Genomic DNA, 13,062 nt, shown 5'->3' on the forward strand with positions numbered 1-13,062 from the left:
AGTTGACGTAATCGGGCGCGCCTTCCGGAACGCGGTCGACGGGGACGTCGACGGGCCGGTCGAAGCGGATGATGAGGATGGAGCCCGCAGTCGTCACCTCGGAGGGAACGTCCTCGCCGAGCTTGATGACGAGGCGGGCAAAGCCGCCGCCGGCCGAAAAGGTCGCCTCGCCTCTTACAGAATCGGCCGCCCGGGCGGGCACACCGAGGCCGATCAGTAGGCAGACCGCCAGCACGCCAGCCTTTCGGACATGACGCGACAGCCCCGGCGTCATTGCGCGGGCTCGCGACCACAATCCATCGGCAGCCTCTCGCGCCATTGGTGGCATTTCTTCCGGTCCGACAATCCACGCCGGCAATGGCGCCGGCCGGTGCCGTCGACTGTAGGACTCGCCAATTAAGGACTTGTTAATGCTATATCTTGATTTGCTCTGGGACAGCACGCCGTGCCGGATCGAGCGTGGGCGGATCGGTCAAGTTTGGATTTGAGAGGCAGGCGGTTAAGAAGTTGTTAACACCTGCACGACGGCGCTGTCGCGATTGGTCAATCGTTCGACGGCACGCCATAGCGAGCAAAATCCTCGCGGATTCCAGCGTCGATTCTTCTTGCCGCCGAAATATCGCTATCGCCGCCACCTTTGTCGCCGAGCCTGAGTTTGGCAACCCCGCGACCGTAGAGCGCGCTCGCAAGTTTGGGCGCGAATCGCAGCGCTGAATTGTAGTCATCGATAGCCGCGGAGAGTTGCCCCATTTTCAGATTGATCAGAGCTCGCGAATCATACGTCGCGGCGTTTGTTTCCGATCGAAGCGCCCTGTCGCAGTCGTCCAGCGCAGCCTGCAAAGCGCCGAGGACGGCTCGGGCCCAACAGCGCCCGCTCCACACCGCTTCCAGATTCGGATCAAGACGAATTGCCTCATCATAGTCCTGCGCTGCACGCTCGTACGCATTGCTCTTCAGGTAGGCTGCCGCACGGTTGGCAAACGCAGCGCCATAGTTTGGATTCAGCCTGAGTGCCTCCTCAAAAGCGCCAAGGGCGAGGTCGTGCGCGCCTTTCCTCAGATAAGCCACGCCAAGATTGTTGAAGGCTTTGGCATAATTTGGATTGAGCCTGGTCGCTTCAGCGAAGTCCTTGATCGCGCGTTCGTAGTCGGTTTTGGCGCTATAGGCATTGCCTCTGTTGTTGTGGGCGACGGCGAAGCCGTTCGCAGTCCCCTCGCCCGCATCGATAAACGCCGTGCAGCCATCGATCCGAGCTTCGGGCAACACCCGATCTGAGCCGTTACACAGTTCAACATTCTTGAGTGCGCCGCCCTTCTTTGGCTTCTGCGCGAAGCCCGACGAACCGGACAGCACAACAATCAGAATGAGAATCACTGCCTTGATGACACTGGCTCTTGCGGTCATTTACGCACCAGGCGCCGAACTCCGAGAGTGACGAAGCGTTAATCCCAGTATCGGCCGCCGGCATGGCGGCTTCAGGTCAACTTCTCAGCATCCGCGACAGATATTGAGTCTGCGATTGGCGCTTCGATCGGGCTTCGGCGCAGCGACTGCCGGCGGCTTCTTCAGGAGCTTGCTGTTGCCCTCTTCAATCAGGGTCGAAAATCTGGCTGACCCATCATCCGAAATCTCGATATGCGGCGTCGTGCCTCGGATCCCCAGCGTGGCGACGGGAGTATCGACCTTCATGTCACCAGTCCTGGCGACACTGCCCGCAACAAAAGTGAACGTTCCCTTGGCGAGATTGAACAGGGTCGCATTGGACTTGCCGTCCGGCTCATACACATAATGATCCAACACCATGCGAGCGTTGCTCGATAGATTGAACGAGCTGCCGTCGGTAAAGTTGATGCCGACTTTGCCGTCGGCCCCGGTCAGCACCACATCACCGAGATAGACGGAATCACCCGTCTTGGTCCGGGCGGGCTCACTCGAGACATTCGCTTGAACGACCACTGCGCCCGCATGTTCGATCGTGACCGAGCCTGTTGCCGCCACCACCTTCCCAATCGGTTTCGAAGCCGGGGTAGCGACGGCGGGCTTGGCGGAATCGATTTGCGCTCGAGCCGCACTCGGCAAGAAATTGGCAATCGCCAAAACAAAGCCGGTCGCCAAAGCGGCTATCGTAGGTCTGCGCATGATCCCCCCTTTCTGAGAAGATCTTGTCGCTATCGGCGGCCATCGTTCGAGCCGCGAAGCGCAGCTGCATTAAATATAATTGTTGTTTAATTTTCTCGACCGGCTTAATTAAGGCCTGCGCCAGATAAATGCTACAAATTTGAATGCGTCTCGTTTTTTAATTTAATCACATTGGCGGGAGGGCGGAGCGGAAATGGCAGTCAGTCTGGCTGTCCCTGCGAAACGTCTCTCTCAAAGGCAAACTTGATTATTTCGGCGGGCACGCCTTTGGGCTGCCAGCGCCTAGGATATTTTCGTCCCTTGGCGAGGGCGCCCCGAGCAAGACCATGGCAGCACGCCGAGCCTGAATCGATCACCCAGGCGAGGTTGAACCATGTCAGTCGCGTCCGACATCCAGGTTGGTAGCGGGGCCGCCATGGCCCTGTCCGTCCAAATCATTGGCCATATCCATAAAGTGATCGGTTGCGGTACGCTCACACCAGCGAGCGGCGTCGCCACACAGGCGGTGGCTGGCGCGCCTGTCCACCGGGCTGACGTGATCGAGACCGATGCCGACGGACAGATCACACTTCGCTTCATCGACGGTACTTTGTTCAACATCGCCTGCGGCACTCACGTCGTGCTGAACGAATTCGTCTTCGACGCCGAAGGCATGTCACCGAGAGCCCTGTTCGACGTGGCTCGAGGAAGCTTCAGTTTCGTACCAGGCCGGCTGGCAGAAACCGGATCACTCCAGGTGAATACACCCATTGCAGGCATCCGCGCCCGGGGCCACGCCGGCGGCTTCGGGATGCTGACACTTGCAGCACTGACTTTCTCGGCCGCGCAAAATGCCGAAGCTGCGGATCCTGATGTCACATTCCTGGATGACGACTCCATCACCTACAAGGACCTTGCGCACGGTGCATTTGAGCTCGTGACCAAGGAGCGGATCCCACGACACATCATCGTTGAAGATCCCGGCGAGACAATCGTCCTCAAGAAGGTGGGATCCACCATCAGCGTCAACCAGGTCGCGAACACGGCCGCTCGCATGGACGAATTGCGCGCCGCTCAGCAGGATGTGCTCGCCAATCTCGCAGACCAAGGGCCACATGGATCGGGCACACCACCCTTTGTCAAATCCCAGCCGCTGCAGCCGATCAACTTCGTTCCGCCTGACGCGCCGGAGCTGCGGACTTTGCCGACTGTGTTGCCATTCGTCATCCTCGAGCCTCTAGGACGTCTACCGCCGACGCTCAGCACCGGAGCCGGGCCAGCTGAACTCGACACGGTGGTGTTTGACACATTCACTGCGGCGACAGGAACTTTCAGTGCCAGTAGCACCAACAGCAGCGACCAGCTGACCTTCGGCGTCATCGGGGCGAGCGCCGGCAATACGGTCCTGGGTGGAGTGACGTACGATCTGTCGAAGACAAGCCCCTACGGAATACTCTACGTCAACAGCACGAGCGGCGCCTATACGTTCGTGCCCGACGACGTCGCTATCAACGCGCTGAAGGCGCCCACGACCGATGGCTTCGTTATCACGGTCTCCGATGGATTCACCTCTGTCAATCAGACCTTCACGATCACCATTAACGGTGTCAATGACGCGGCAATCATCTCCGGCACCACGATCGGCTCGACTGTCGAGGCCGGTGGCATCGCCAATGGAACGCCCGGCACGCCGATTGCGACCGGCACCCTCACCGACACCGACGTCGACGATCCGCCCAATACGTTCACCGCGGTGAGCTCGCCAACAGCGAGCGCCGGTGGCTACGGCACCTTCACGATGACGGCCGGCGGGGTGTGGACCTACACTTTAGACAACGCCAAATTGGCTGTGCAGGCGCTCAATGCGGGCGAGACGCTGACCGACAGCTTTACGGTAACCACGATCGGAGGCACCGCCCAGGTGGTGACGATCACCATCCACGGCACCAGTGACGCGGCGATCATCTCCGGTGAGACGACTGGCGCAGTGATCGAGGCTGGCGGCATCGCCAATGCAAACCCCGGCACCGCCACCGCGAGTGGTACGCTCACCGATGCCGACGTCGACACCCCCGCAAATGCTTTCACGGCGGTCGGCTCGCCAACGGCGAGCGCCGCTGGCTACGGCACCTTCACCATGACGGCAGCGGGCGTGTGGACCTACACGCTCGACAATGCCAACGCTGCGGTGCAGGCTCTCAATTCCGGCGAGACGCTGACCGATACGTTCACGGTGACCACGCTGGATGGAACTGCCCAAGTGGTCACGATCACCATCCATGGCAGCAACGATGCCGCTGTCATTTCCGGGACAACGGCCGGCTCGGTGACCGAGGCCGGAGGCGTCACCAACGCGACACCCGGCACGCCGAGCGCAACAGGCACGCTCGTTGCCACCGACGTCGACAACGCATCCAATACCTTCACAACCGTGAGTTCGCCCAAGGCCAGCACGAGTGGCTATGGTACCTTCACAATAACCGCCGCCGGCGTGTGGACCTACACGCTCGACAACGCCAACGGCGCGGTGCAGTCGCTCAATGTCGGCGGCACACTTATCGACAGTTTCACTGTGACAGCCGTCGACGGCACGCCGCAGGTGGTGACGATCACCATCCACGGCGCCAACGACGCGGCCCTTATTTTCGGTACAACGACCGGCTCAGTGACCGAGGCAGGAACTTTCTCACCCGGCGCTCCCGTCGAGACCGGCACGCTCATCGACACGGACGTCGACAACGCGCCGAACACTTTCACCGCGGTCTCTTCGCCTACGTCGAGCGACGACGGATACGGCACCTTCACCATGACGGCCGCCGGCGTGTGGACTTACACCCTCGACAACAACAATAGCGTGGTTCAGGCGCTCGAGGTCGGCGACACGCTGACCGACACTTTCACGGTAACTGCCATCGATGGCACGACCCAGTCGGTGACCATCGCCATCCATGGCGCTAGTGACGCAGACCCCAACGATTTTGATAACCTGGCCACCGGATCCGTCGTGATCTCCGATCCACCCAACGTGTATGGGACGCCGGGGAGCGAAACCATCGCGGGCGGCGGCGATACAGGTCAGATCATCTACGCGGGCGCCAGCAGCGATACCGTCAATGGTACCGGCAAAGCGGACGTTCTCTATGGCGGCTCCGGTAATGACACGATCAAAGGCAACGACGGCGATGACGTCATCTACGGCGGCTCGGGCAACGATACGATCAACGGCAACAACGGCGGCGACACCATAACCGGCGGATTTGGTGCGGACCGACTCACCGGCAGCAATGGGAACGACCACTTCGCCTATTTGTTCGTGGCCGATTCCAATGCGGGCCAGTTCGACACCGTCACCGACTTCGCCTCGGGGGCCGACAAGATCGACTTGACCGCTCTTGGTGCGCTTGGGTTCGCCATCTTGGCCTTGAGCTCAACTAGCACGGCCGTGCCGGCACATACGATCGCCTGGCTCTATGACAGCACGGCAAATGAAACCATCGTGTACGTCAATGCAACGGACCAGACCCTTCACGTCGGCGATTCCGGTCTGCTCGAAATCCATTTGCAGGGGATTGCAACCATCGACGCGTCGGACTTCATCCTGGCGCCGCCGGCGGCACCTGTGATGGCGGCTGCCAGCGAACTGCTGGATCTCACCGCAACCGCGCAGAGTGACGCGACCGCCGTGGTAGCGAGCACTTCCGAGGTCTCGTCCGATTCCGGAAGCGGCGATGGCACGCCCCTCGCCGATGGGAGTTCCGCAATCCAATCAAGCGAGGCGACCTCCAGCCTGAATTGGGGCTGGGAATGGACCGAATATTCCAGCATCGCCGGTTCAGACGAGGTGCAAACGCGCGCGACCGAAACGACCAGCAGTGACGCGGCAGCTCCCTCAGCCAGCGGACTGCCTGCGATCTTGCAGCACACGGCCGCACCGACGGAGATCAGTTTTGTCTTCAACCACATGCTCGACACAGACACGACGGCTGGCAAACATGGCGCGATTTCCGGAAGCGGCCAGATGCCTGCCATCGCTGTCGCCGCGCTGAATTTTGATCATGACGCCGCCGAACCGCACGCCGGGCGCGGGCTTGCGCTGGGGAGCGATGCCGGGAATCACGGCGTCTCGCACCCGGCAAACGCCGCACAGGCGGCTGGTCATACCGGCGATCACGCGGCAGAGACGACGCTCAACCCCGACCTTCTGCAGTCATCGGCCCCTGGCGCCCACTCCTCGCTCTCAGGCAACGCGGCAGAGCAGCACGGCTCGCCCCATGGAGCGTCCGCGTCAAAGCCCGCCAATCCGCAGCAGCTCGGCGACTCGTTCCGGTTCAAGGATGACGCTTCGCAGGGTTCACAGCACAGCGCGGTGTTGGATCATGTCTCAGACGTCGCCGGTCATCACGACCACGCTGGAGCATTCCACGAGCTGGCATCCATGCCTGAGACATCCCCGCCTGACGTTGATCCAGCTTACGGAGCAGGTACAGTTCAAGGCCATGTGTTGCACGATCTGATCGTGTGACGCCCGCAAGGCGATGGCGTCTTCAGTGTTGATTGCCGGCGCCGTCCGGCGCTGAGGAGTTCTCTTGATCGAGAGAAGATTCATCATCGTTGCCGTCGTCGCCCTCGGGCGGCGCTGCATGCTGATGGTTTAGCGCGGACGTCCAGGCGGAAGTCATCGCCGCTAGGAGGAGCCGGTTGACGGCCTCGATTACGCGTTCTGCTGCGGACGAGTAGTTCATGGCCTCCTCCTCCTGCGCTGCTGACTGCGAATGGCCGAAGCTTACGACGGCGCCTTGAGTGCCACTGTCCGCCACTTCACACACGCGCGCGTCAACTCACCGCAGTCTCAGAAGATGCCGGCTCCCGCAGCTGCACCCGCAACGTGCCGCCTTGACGAGTTGCCGAGCGTGCGTGCCCACAACCTTCGAGGCGTTGCGCTTCGCACGCGACTCTGAATCAGATGTGATCTCGGCGATGCGAACCGATTAATTGGCTTTGGGGGTCGTCAATGAGCGGAGAAGCCGGTTGCATTGTGTGTAGCAGGGCAAGAGCGGTCGTCGAGATCATTCCGATCGCCAGAGGATATGCCCTGAAAGTATATGAATGCTCCTGTTGCCATAGCAGGCTGCAGCTCGTGACTCGGGCCACAAAGGCCGTGGCGAACAAGCAGCAGCTCGATTCTCTTCCTCGGGTGGAGAAGCAGTTGCGTCCGCCTGTTCGCAAGGTGCAACAGGCGTTCGCGAACTAGGCACGCAGGGGTGTCCGGCTGCGCTTCAGCCGAACGACCGCGCGACACCGCAGGTTGCCAAAGCACGCTTCGCCTTGAGCGCTCAATTCGGCTTTTGCGTCGGCTTGCCGTCGATCTTGGGCAGATCTCCGGCCGAGGCGGACTGATCGCCGCCGCCATTGGCCCGGCGGGCCATCTCGACCGTCAGCTTCTCGGCGGCTTCCGGCGACATCAGCCCCATAATATCCGACATCTTTCGCGGCGCGATGGCCGAGGCGATCTCGATCAGCACGCCCATCTCCAGCCGGTCGAACACCCGCGCGGCGTCCTTGGGCTTCATGCCCTCGTACATGGTGACGAGGCCCTTCATGCGCTGGGCTTCGGCGGCTTTCTGCTCGGCCTGCGTCGCGGAGATGCGGGTTTCCACCGCCTTCATCTCCTCGACCTTGCCTTCGATACGCTTCTCGGCCGATTTGAGCAGGCTCTCGCGGATGTCGATCTCGCGCTGGCGGGCCTCGATCTCCTGGCGGCGCGCCTGCAACCGTTCGAGGATCGCGCGCTCGGAGGCCGAGACCTGCGGCTGGGCTTCGTCCACCTTGACCACGGTGCCTTCGGGCTTGGTCTCGGGCGCGGCGGGCTTGGGCGCCTCCTTCGGCGCACCATGGGTCGAGCCGGTGATGATCTCCGGGTCCTCGCGGCCGGTCGGGAAGTTCAGATTCTCCTGCGCCCAGGATTTCTTGGCCTGGTTCGGCTTGTAGTCGAACACGTAGCCGCCATTGATCACGAGGCCCGCGACCTTCAGCGTGGCGAGGCCTGCGACGGCGACCAGGACGACCGGGATGACGCGGATGTTACGAAAGGACTTCATACCCTGACTTCATGCGGCAAGGCCGTTGGATCGTCGGCGCTCGGAGAAGGCTTCGGCTGCCGCCGCTACCGCCTTCGCCGTCGATGGCTTGGCCGCGGGCGCGGCAACCGTTTCCGGACTGGTCATGGGGCGCGCGGCGATCGCGATCTTGGACAGCCGCCGCACTACGTTGTCGGCTTCGCCGAGCTGCTTGTAGAGCTGGTCCGACATCTGCGTCGCCGCGGCGAGCTGGCTGCCGAGGTTCTCGTTGACGTCGCGCACGGCCAGCTTCAGCCCGCCGATCGCACGCTCGGCGATCTCGGTCGCGGTGATCAGCTCGCCGATCACCGCCTTCAGCGAATGCTCGTCCGCCTTCAGCCGCGTCAGCCGCTTGTTGAGCATGACGCAGTAGACGATCGTCAGCATCAGCAGGATAGCCACAAGCGTCTCGATCGCCATTCCCAGGGAGTGGTTCATGGGGCCTCCATCATCTTGTTCTGCTCGTCCACCTTCTCGAACATCGCAAGTGTCGTACTTGGCTTGCGCAAGGGTTTCGTCACGCGGATCGCGACGCGGTCGCCGACCCGGCCCATCCGCCCCTCGGTCAGTGTGACGTCGCCGCACCGCACGGTGACGTTGGCGTCGGCGCGCATGTCCAGCGGCAGCGTGTCGCCGACCTTGAGCCGCATCAGCTGCTTGAGCGGGATGTCGGCCTCGTAGAGCACGGCATCGACGGCGATCTCGGCCTGCACGATCTCGGTGGCGAAATGGCCTTCCCAGACCGGGTCGCGGCCGAACTTTTCGCCCATGAACATCTGGAGCAGGACGCCCCGGATCGGCTCGATGGTCGCATAAGGCAGCAGCAGCTCGATGTTGCCGCCGCGGTCTTCCATGTCGATGCGCAGGCGCACCAGGATCGCGGCATTGGCGGGACGGCTGATCGCGGCGAAGCGCGGATTGGTCTCGAGCCGGTCGATCGTGAAGGTCACCGGCGACAGCGGCCGGAACGCCTGTTCGGCGTCGGCCAGCACCACCTCGACCAGCCGCTTGACCAGCTCGGTCTCGATCGTGGTGTAGGGCCGGCCCTCGATACGGAGCTGGCTGGTGCCGCGGCGGCCGCCGAGCAGCACGTCGATCATCGAATAGATCAGGTTGGAATCGACCGTCGCCATGCCGAAGTTTTCCCACTCCTCGGCCTTGAAGACGGTGAGGACCGCGGGCAGCGGGATCGAGTTCATGTAGTCGCCGAAGCGCACCGAGGTGATGCGGTCGAGCGAGACTTCGACGTTGTCGGAGGTGAAATTGCGCAAGCTTGTCGTCATCAACCGCACCAGGCGGTCGAAGACGATTTCGAGCATCGGCAGACGCTCGTAGGAGACCATCGCCGAATCGATGATGGCGCGAATGCCGGAATGGTCGTCTAGCGTGACGTCGCCGACGGTGAAGCCGAGGAGATTGTCGATCTCCTCCTGCGACAGCACCCGCTCGCCGGAGTTCTTGCCGCTGCCGAGATCGCGGCTGCCGTCCTCGACCATGGCCGCCCATTGCAGGGCCATGGTCTCCGACAGCTCGTTCTCGGCGGCAGCCTTCGCGGCCTCCGCGGGATCCTCGGAATCGAGCGACGCCTCCCATTGGGCGGCAATCGCATCCTGGTCCATTTGCTCGTTGCCGGCCATGCCGCTAGCCCATTGCCTTCCGCAGCGTGCTCACTGGATCACGACTTCCTTGAACAGCACCGCGCTGACCTGGACCGGGGCGACCGCCGCGTTGACGCGCTTGGTCAGCTCCTCCTTGAGGCGGAAGATGCCGGCGGACCCGTTGAGATCGGAGGGGCGCAGCTCGCGCACATAGGTCTGGAAGATGTCGGTGACGCGCGGCATCGTCGGCTTGATCGCCTCGATCTGTTTCTCTTCCTTCAGTTCCAGCACGATCTTCAGCCGCAGATATTGCACCCGCTCGCCCGGCGCGCCGGCGAGGTTGACCATGATGTCGGGGACGTCGACGAAGGACGGCGGCTTCGGCGGCGGCGCGGCCTCGGCATGATGCTCGTTGTCGCCGTGCCGGAAGAAGAAGAACCAGGTCGCAGCACCGCCGCCGAGGACGGCGAGCAGGCCGACGGCCATGATGATGAGCTTCAGCTTGTTCTTCGGAGCGGCTTCCGCGCCCTCACTGGCTGCGCCGCCTTCCGCTTCATTCTCTGCCATGGTCGCCGCGCCCGGATCTCTAAAAGGGGTCGAAAGAGCGAAGCCTTGAGACAGTGACGCGATACAAATGCCCGGCGAAGTGCGCTCCTCTTCACGGCAAACGCTACGGTAATAATGGTTAACGGAATCTTTCGATTGGGCTTTCACTAGGAAAAATCTGCCGGGCAGACATGGCTAACAGAACCTTTCTGCCGCCCTCACGCGCCCATCAAAAACGGGCAAGTCACTGAAATAACGCAATTTTCTGACTTGGCACAGCTTTCGCTGAGAGAGGGCCGAGACCGAACGGTTTGGGAGAACCTGACGGTCTCGTTCACGGGGTCCGCCAAGGCGCTTGGGAGAGCGAAATGGCAGATCCACTCAGGGGAGATTTCCGATGCAGAACGCGCTTCTGATCGGCCTGTCACGGCAGATGACGTTGGAACGGCAGATGGATGTCATCGCCAACAACGTCGCCAATGCCAACACCAACGGCTTCAAGGCCGACCATTCGCTGTTCGAGGAGTTTCTCAACTCGAACGCGCGTGAAGACAATTTCATCGGCGCGGACCGCCGTGTCTCCTATGTGCAGGACCGCGGCACCTACCGCGACATCGGCCAGGGGCCGATGGAGCCGACCAGCAACCCGCTCGACATGGCGATCGACGGCAACGCCTATTTCGCGGTGCAGGCCAATGGCGGCGAGCTCTTCACCCGCGACGGCAAATTCTCGCTCAACAGCACCGGCCAGCTCGTCACCTCGGACGGCAATCTGGTGCTCGGCACCGGCGGCCCGATCACCTTCCAGCCGACCGACCACGACATCAACGTCGCCCCCGACGGCACCATCACGGTGCTCGAGGGCACCGCCAAGACCGACTCGATCCGCGGCAAGATCCGCATGGCCTCGTTCGACGACCCGACCAAGCTGACCAAGCTCGGCGCCAATCTCTATGCCGCCGGCTCCGCCACCCAGCAGACCGACGCCAAGTCCAGCGTGCGCCAGGGCTATGTCGAGAAATCGAACGTGAACTCGGTCGGCGAGATGACCCGCATGGTCGAAGTCATGCGCAGCTACACCGCCATCGCCAACCTGCTCCAGCAGCAGAGTGACCTCCACAAATCGGCGATCGAGAAGCTCGCCGACGTTCCGGCCTGATTGAGGGAGAACTGACATGCAGGCGCTTCACACCGCAGCGACCGGAATGGCGGCACAGGAACTCAACGTTCAGGTGATCTCCAACAACATCGCCAACCTGCGCACCACCGGCTTCAAGAAGCAGACCGCGGCGTTCCAGGACCTGATCTACGAGCACGTGCGCCGCGTCGGCGCGCAGGCCTCGGACCAGGGCACCATCCTGCCCGTCGGCGTCGACATCGGCGGCGGCGTCAAGACCGTCGGTACGCCGCGCAGCATGACGCAGGGCACGCTGTCGCAGACCGGCAACGATCTCGACCTCGCGGTCTCCGGCGACGGCTTCTTCAAGATCCTGATGCCCGACGGCACCTACCAGTACACCCGCGACGGCACCTTCCAGATGGACAATCAGGGCCGCATCGTCACCGCGCAGGGCAACCCGGTGCAGCCGACCATCACGATTCCGAACAACGCATCGGGCCTGTCCGTCAATGAGCAGGGCCAGGTCTCGGTGACGCTGCCGGGCTCCTCGACCTCGACCATCCAGGGCCAGATCGGCCTGACCCGCTTCATCAACAAGGCGGGCCTGCAGCCCGTCGGCAGCAATCAGTTCACCGAGACGCCCTCCTCCGGTCCGCCCCAGGACGGCACGGCCACGGCCGAAGGTTACGGCAAGATCTCGCAAGGCAGCCTCGAGCAGGCCAATGTCGACGTCGTCTCGGAGATGAGCGACCTCATCGCCGCCCAGCGCGCTTACGAGATGAACGCCAAGGTGATCAGCGCCGCCGACCAGATGATGCAATCGACCACGGCGCTGTTCCGCTGAGGTGATGACGATGATCCGCGCCACCCTCGCCACGATCTCCGTCCTTCTCGCGCTGGCCCTGCCGGCAGCGGCCGCCGACGATTTCATCGCCTCGCCGACGCTGCGCGCGAGCGTCACCGTGACCTCGGACGTGGTGCGGGTCGGCGATCTCATCGACAATGCCGGATCGGCCGCGCTGATCCCGGTCTATCGCTCGCCCGATCTCGGCACCACCGGCGCGCTGCCAGTCGCCCAGGTGCTGTCGGTGCTCCGTGCCAAGCAGGTGATCGGCGTGATGACCGGCGACATCAAGGAAGTCCAGGTCACCCGCCTCGCCCGCACGCTCGCGAGCAAGGACCTCGAAACCGCGGTCTCTGCGGCGCTCGAACGCCGCTTCGGCCTCGGGGATGCCGCCAACATCACCATCACGTTCGACCGCGGCGTCGCCGAGATGCGCCTGGACGCCTCCAACAGCGGCGCGCTGCAGCCGGTCGCGACCCGCTATGACGCCCGCAGCGGCCGTTTCGACATCGCCTTCGAGATTGCCAACGACAACAATCCGGCCCCGACCAAGCTCCGCTTCACCGGCACCGCGATCGAGACGGTGGAAGTGGCCGTGCTGACGCGCGACATCGACCGTACCGATCTCCTGAAGTCCTCCGACGTCTCGCTGGAGCGCCGGCCGAAGGCCGAGGTTACCGGCGAGCCCGCCTCGCGCGAACGCAGCGTCGGCATGCCGTT

General features: G+C 62.7%; 11 protein-coding genes and 1 pseudogene. 4 read left to right on the plus strand and 8 right to left on the minus strand.

Annotated elements, in window-relative coordinates; genetic code table 11:
* The 3 genes from MOV75_RS10845 to MOV75_RS10855 all read right to left on the minus strand — a co-directional run.
* A partial coding sequence (locus MOV75_RS10845; protein WP_247005654.1) for a hypothetical protein occupies positions 1 to 319 on the minus strand: 319 nt, incomplete at its 3' end.
* 224 nt (positions 320 to 543) lie between these two features.
* Entirely contained in the window at positions 544 to 1,404 is an 861-nt protein-coding gene (locus tag MOV75_RS10850; RefSeq protein ID WP_246920703.1) for a tetratricopeptide repeat protein, read from the minus strand.
* A gap of 84 nt (positions 1,405 to 1,488) precedes the next feature.
* Entirely contained in the window at positions 1,489 to 2,115 is a 627-nt protein-coding gene (locus tag MOV75_RS10855) for a FecR domain-containing protein (protein WP_309486789.1), read from the minus strand.
* A 397-nt stretch (positions 2,116 to 2,512) separates the two neighbouring features.
* Here MOV75_RS10855 and MOV75_RS10860 point away from each other — a divergent pair, with 397 nt between their 5' ends.
* Positions 2,513 to 6,640 carry a VCBS domain-containing protein gene (locus MOV75_RS10860; RefSeq protein ID WP_246920689.1) on the plus strand — a complete coding sequence of 1,376 codons (4,128 nt, stop codon included), beginning with the start codon at positions 2,513 to 2,515 and terminating at the stop codon, positions 6,638 to 6,640.
* Positions 6,641 to 6,662: 22 nt separating this feature from the next.
* Here the strand turns inward: MOV75_RS10860 and MOV75_RS10865 are convergent, their stop codons facing one another.
* The 5 genes from MOV75_RS10865 to fliL form a co-directional block, all read right to left on the minus strand.
* Positions 6,663 to 6,860 carry a hypothetical protein gene (locus tag MOV75_RS10865; RefSeq protein ID WP_246920673.1) on the minus strand — a complete coding sequence of 66 codons (198 nt, stop codon included), beginning with the start codon at positions 6,858 to 6,860 and terminating at the stop codon, positions 6,663 to 6,665.
* A gap of 591 nt (positions 6,861 to 7,451) precedes the next feature.
* Positions 7,452 to 8,216: a MotE family protein gene (locus MOV75_RS10870; protein ID WP_246920670.1), complete on the minus strand. Its 765-nt coding sequence runs from the start codon at positions 8,214 to 8,216 to the stop codon at positions 7,452 to 7,454.
* A gap of 9 nt (positions 8,217 to 8,225) precedes the next feature.
* Positions 8,226 to 8,672, minus strand: coding sequence for a DUF6468 domain-containing protein (locus MOV75_RS10875; protein WP_212081757.1), 447 nt, complete (start codon positions 8,670 to 8,672; stop codon positions 8,226 to 8,228).
* Positions 8,669 to 9,871: a flagellar motor switch protein FliM gene (gene fliM / locus MOV75_RS10880; RefSeq protein ID WP_018321852.1), complete on the minus strand. Its 1,203-nt coding sequence runs from the start codon at positions 9,869 to 9,871 to the stop codon at positions 8,669 to 8,671. The genes MOV75_RS10875 and fliM overlap by 4 nt, the downstream gene beginning before the upstream one ends.
* 30 nt (positions 9,872 to 9,901) lie before the next feature.
* Entirely contained in the window at positions 9,902 to 10,399 is a 498-nt protein-coding gene (gene fliL / locus MOV75_RS10885) for a flagellar basal body-associated protein FliL (protein WP_246920667.1), read from the minus strand.
* Between the two features lie 376 nt (positions 10,400 to 10,775).
* On the opposite strand from fliL, the gene flgF reads away from it, so the two are divergent.
* The 3 genes and pseudogenes from flgF to flgA form a co-directional block, all read left to right on the plus strand.
* Positions 10,776 to 11,537, plus strand: a complete 762-nt coding sequence (gene flgF, locus MOV75_RS10890) for a flagellar basal-body rod protein FlgF (RefSeq protein ID WP_246920665.1) — start codon at positions 10,776 to 10,778, stop codon at positions 11,535 to 11,537.
* A gap of 16 nt (positions 11,538 to 11,553) precedes the next feature.
* The gene (gene flgG / locus MOV75_RS10895; RefSeq protein ID WP_246920650.1) at positions 11,554 to 12,342 is read left to right on the plus strand and encodes a flagellar basal-body rod protein FlgG; all 789 of its coding nucleotides are present in this window, start codon (positions 11,554 to 11,556) and stop codon (positions 12,340 to 12,342) included.
* 10 nt (positions 12,343 to 12,352) lie between these two features.
* Positions 12,353 to 13,062, plus strand: a pseudogene (gene flgA, locus MOV75_RS10900) (flagellar basal body P-ring formation protein FlgA); the annotation flags it as partial.

It is taken from the genome of Bradyrhizobium sp. PRIMUS42 (assembly GCF_023006515.1).
Taxonomy (GTDB): Bacteria; Pseudomonadota; Alphaproteobacteria; order Rhizobiales; family Xanthobacteraceae; genus Bradyrhizobium.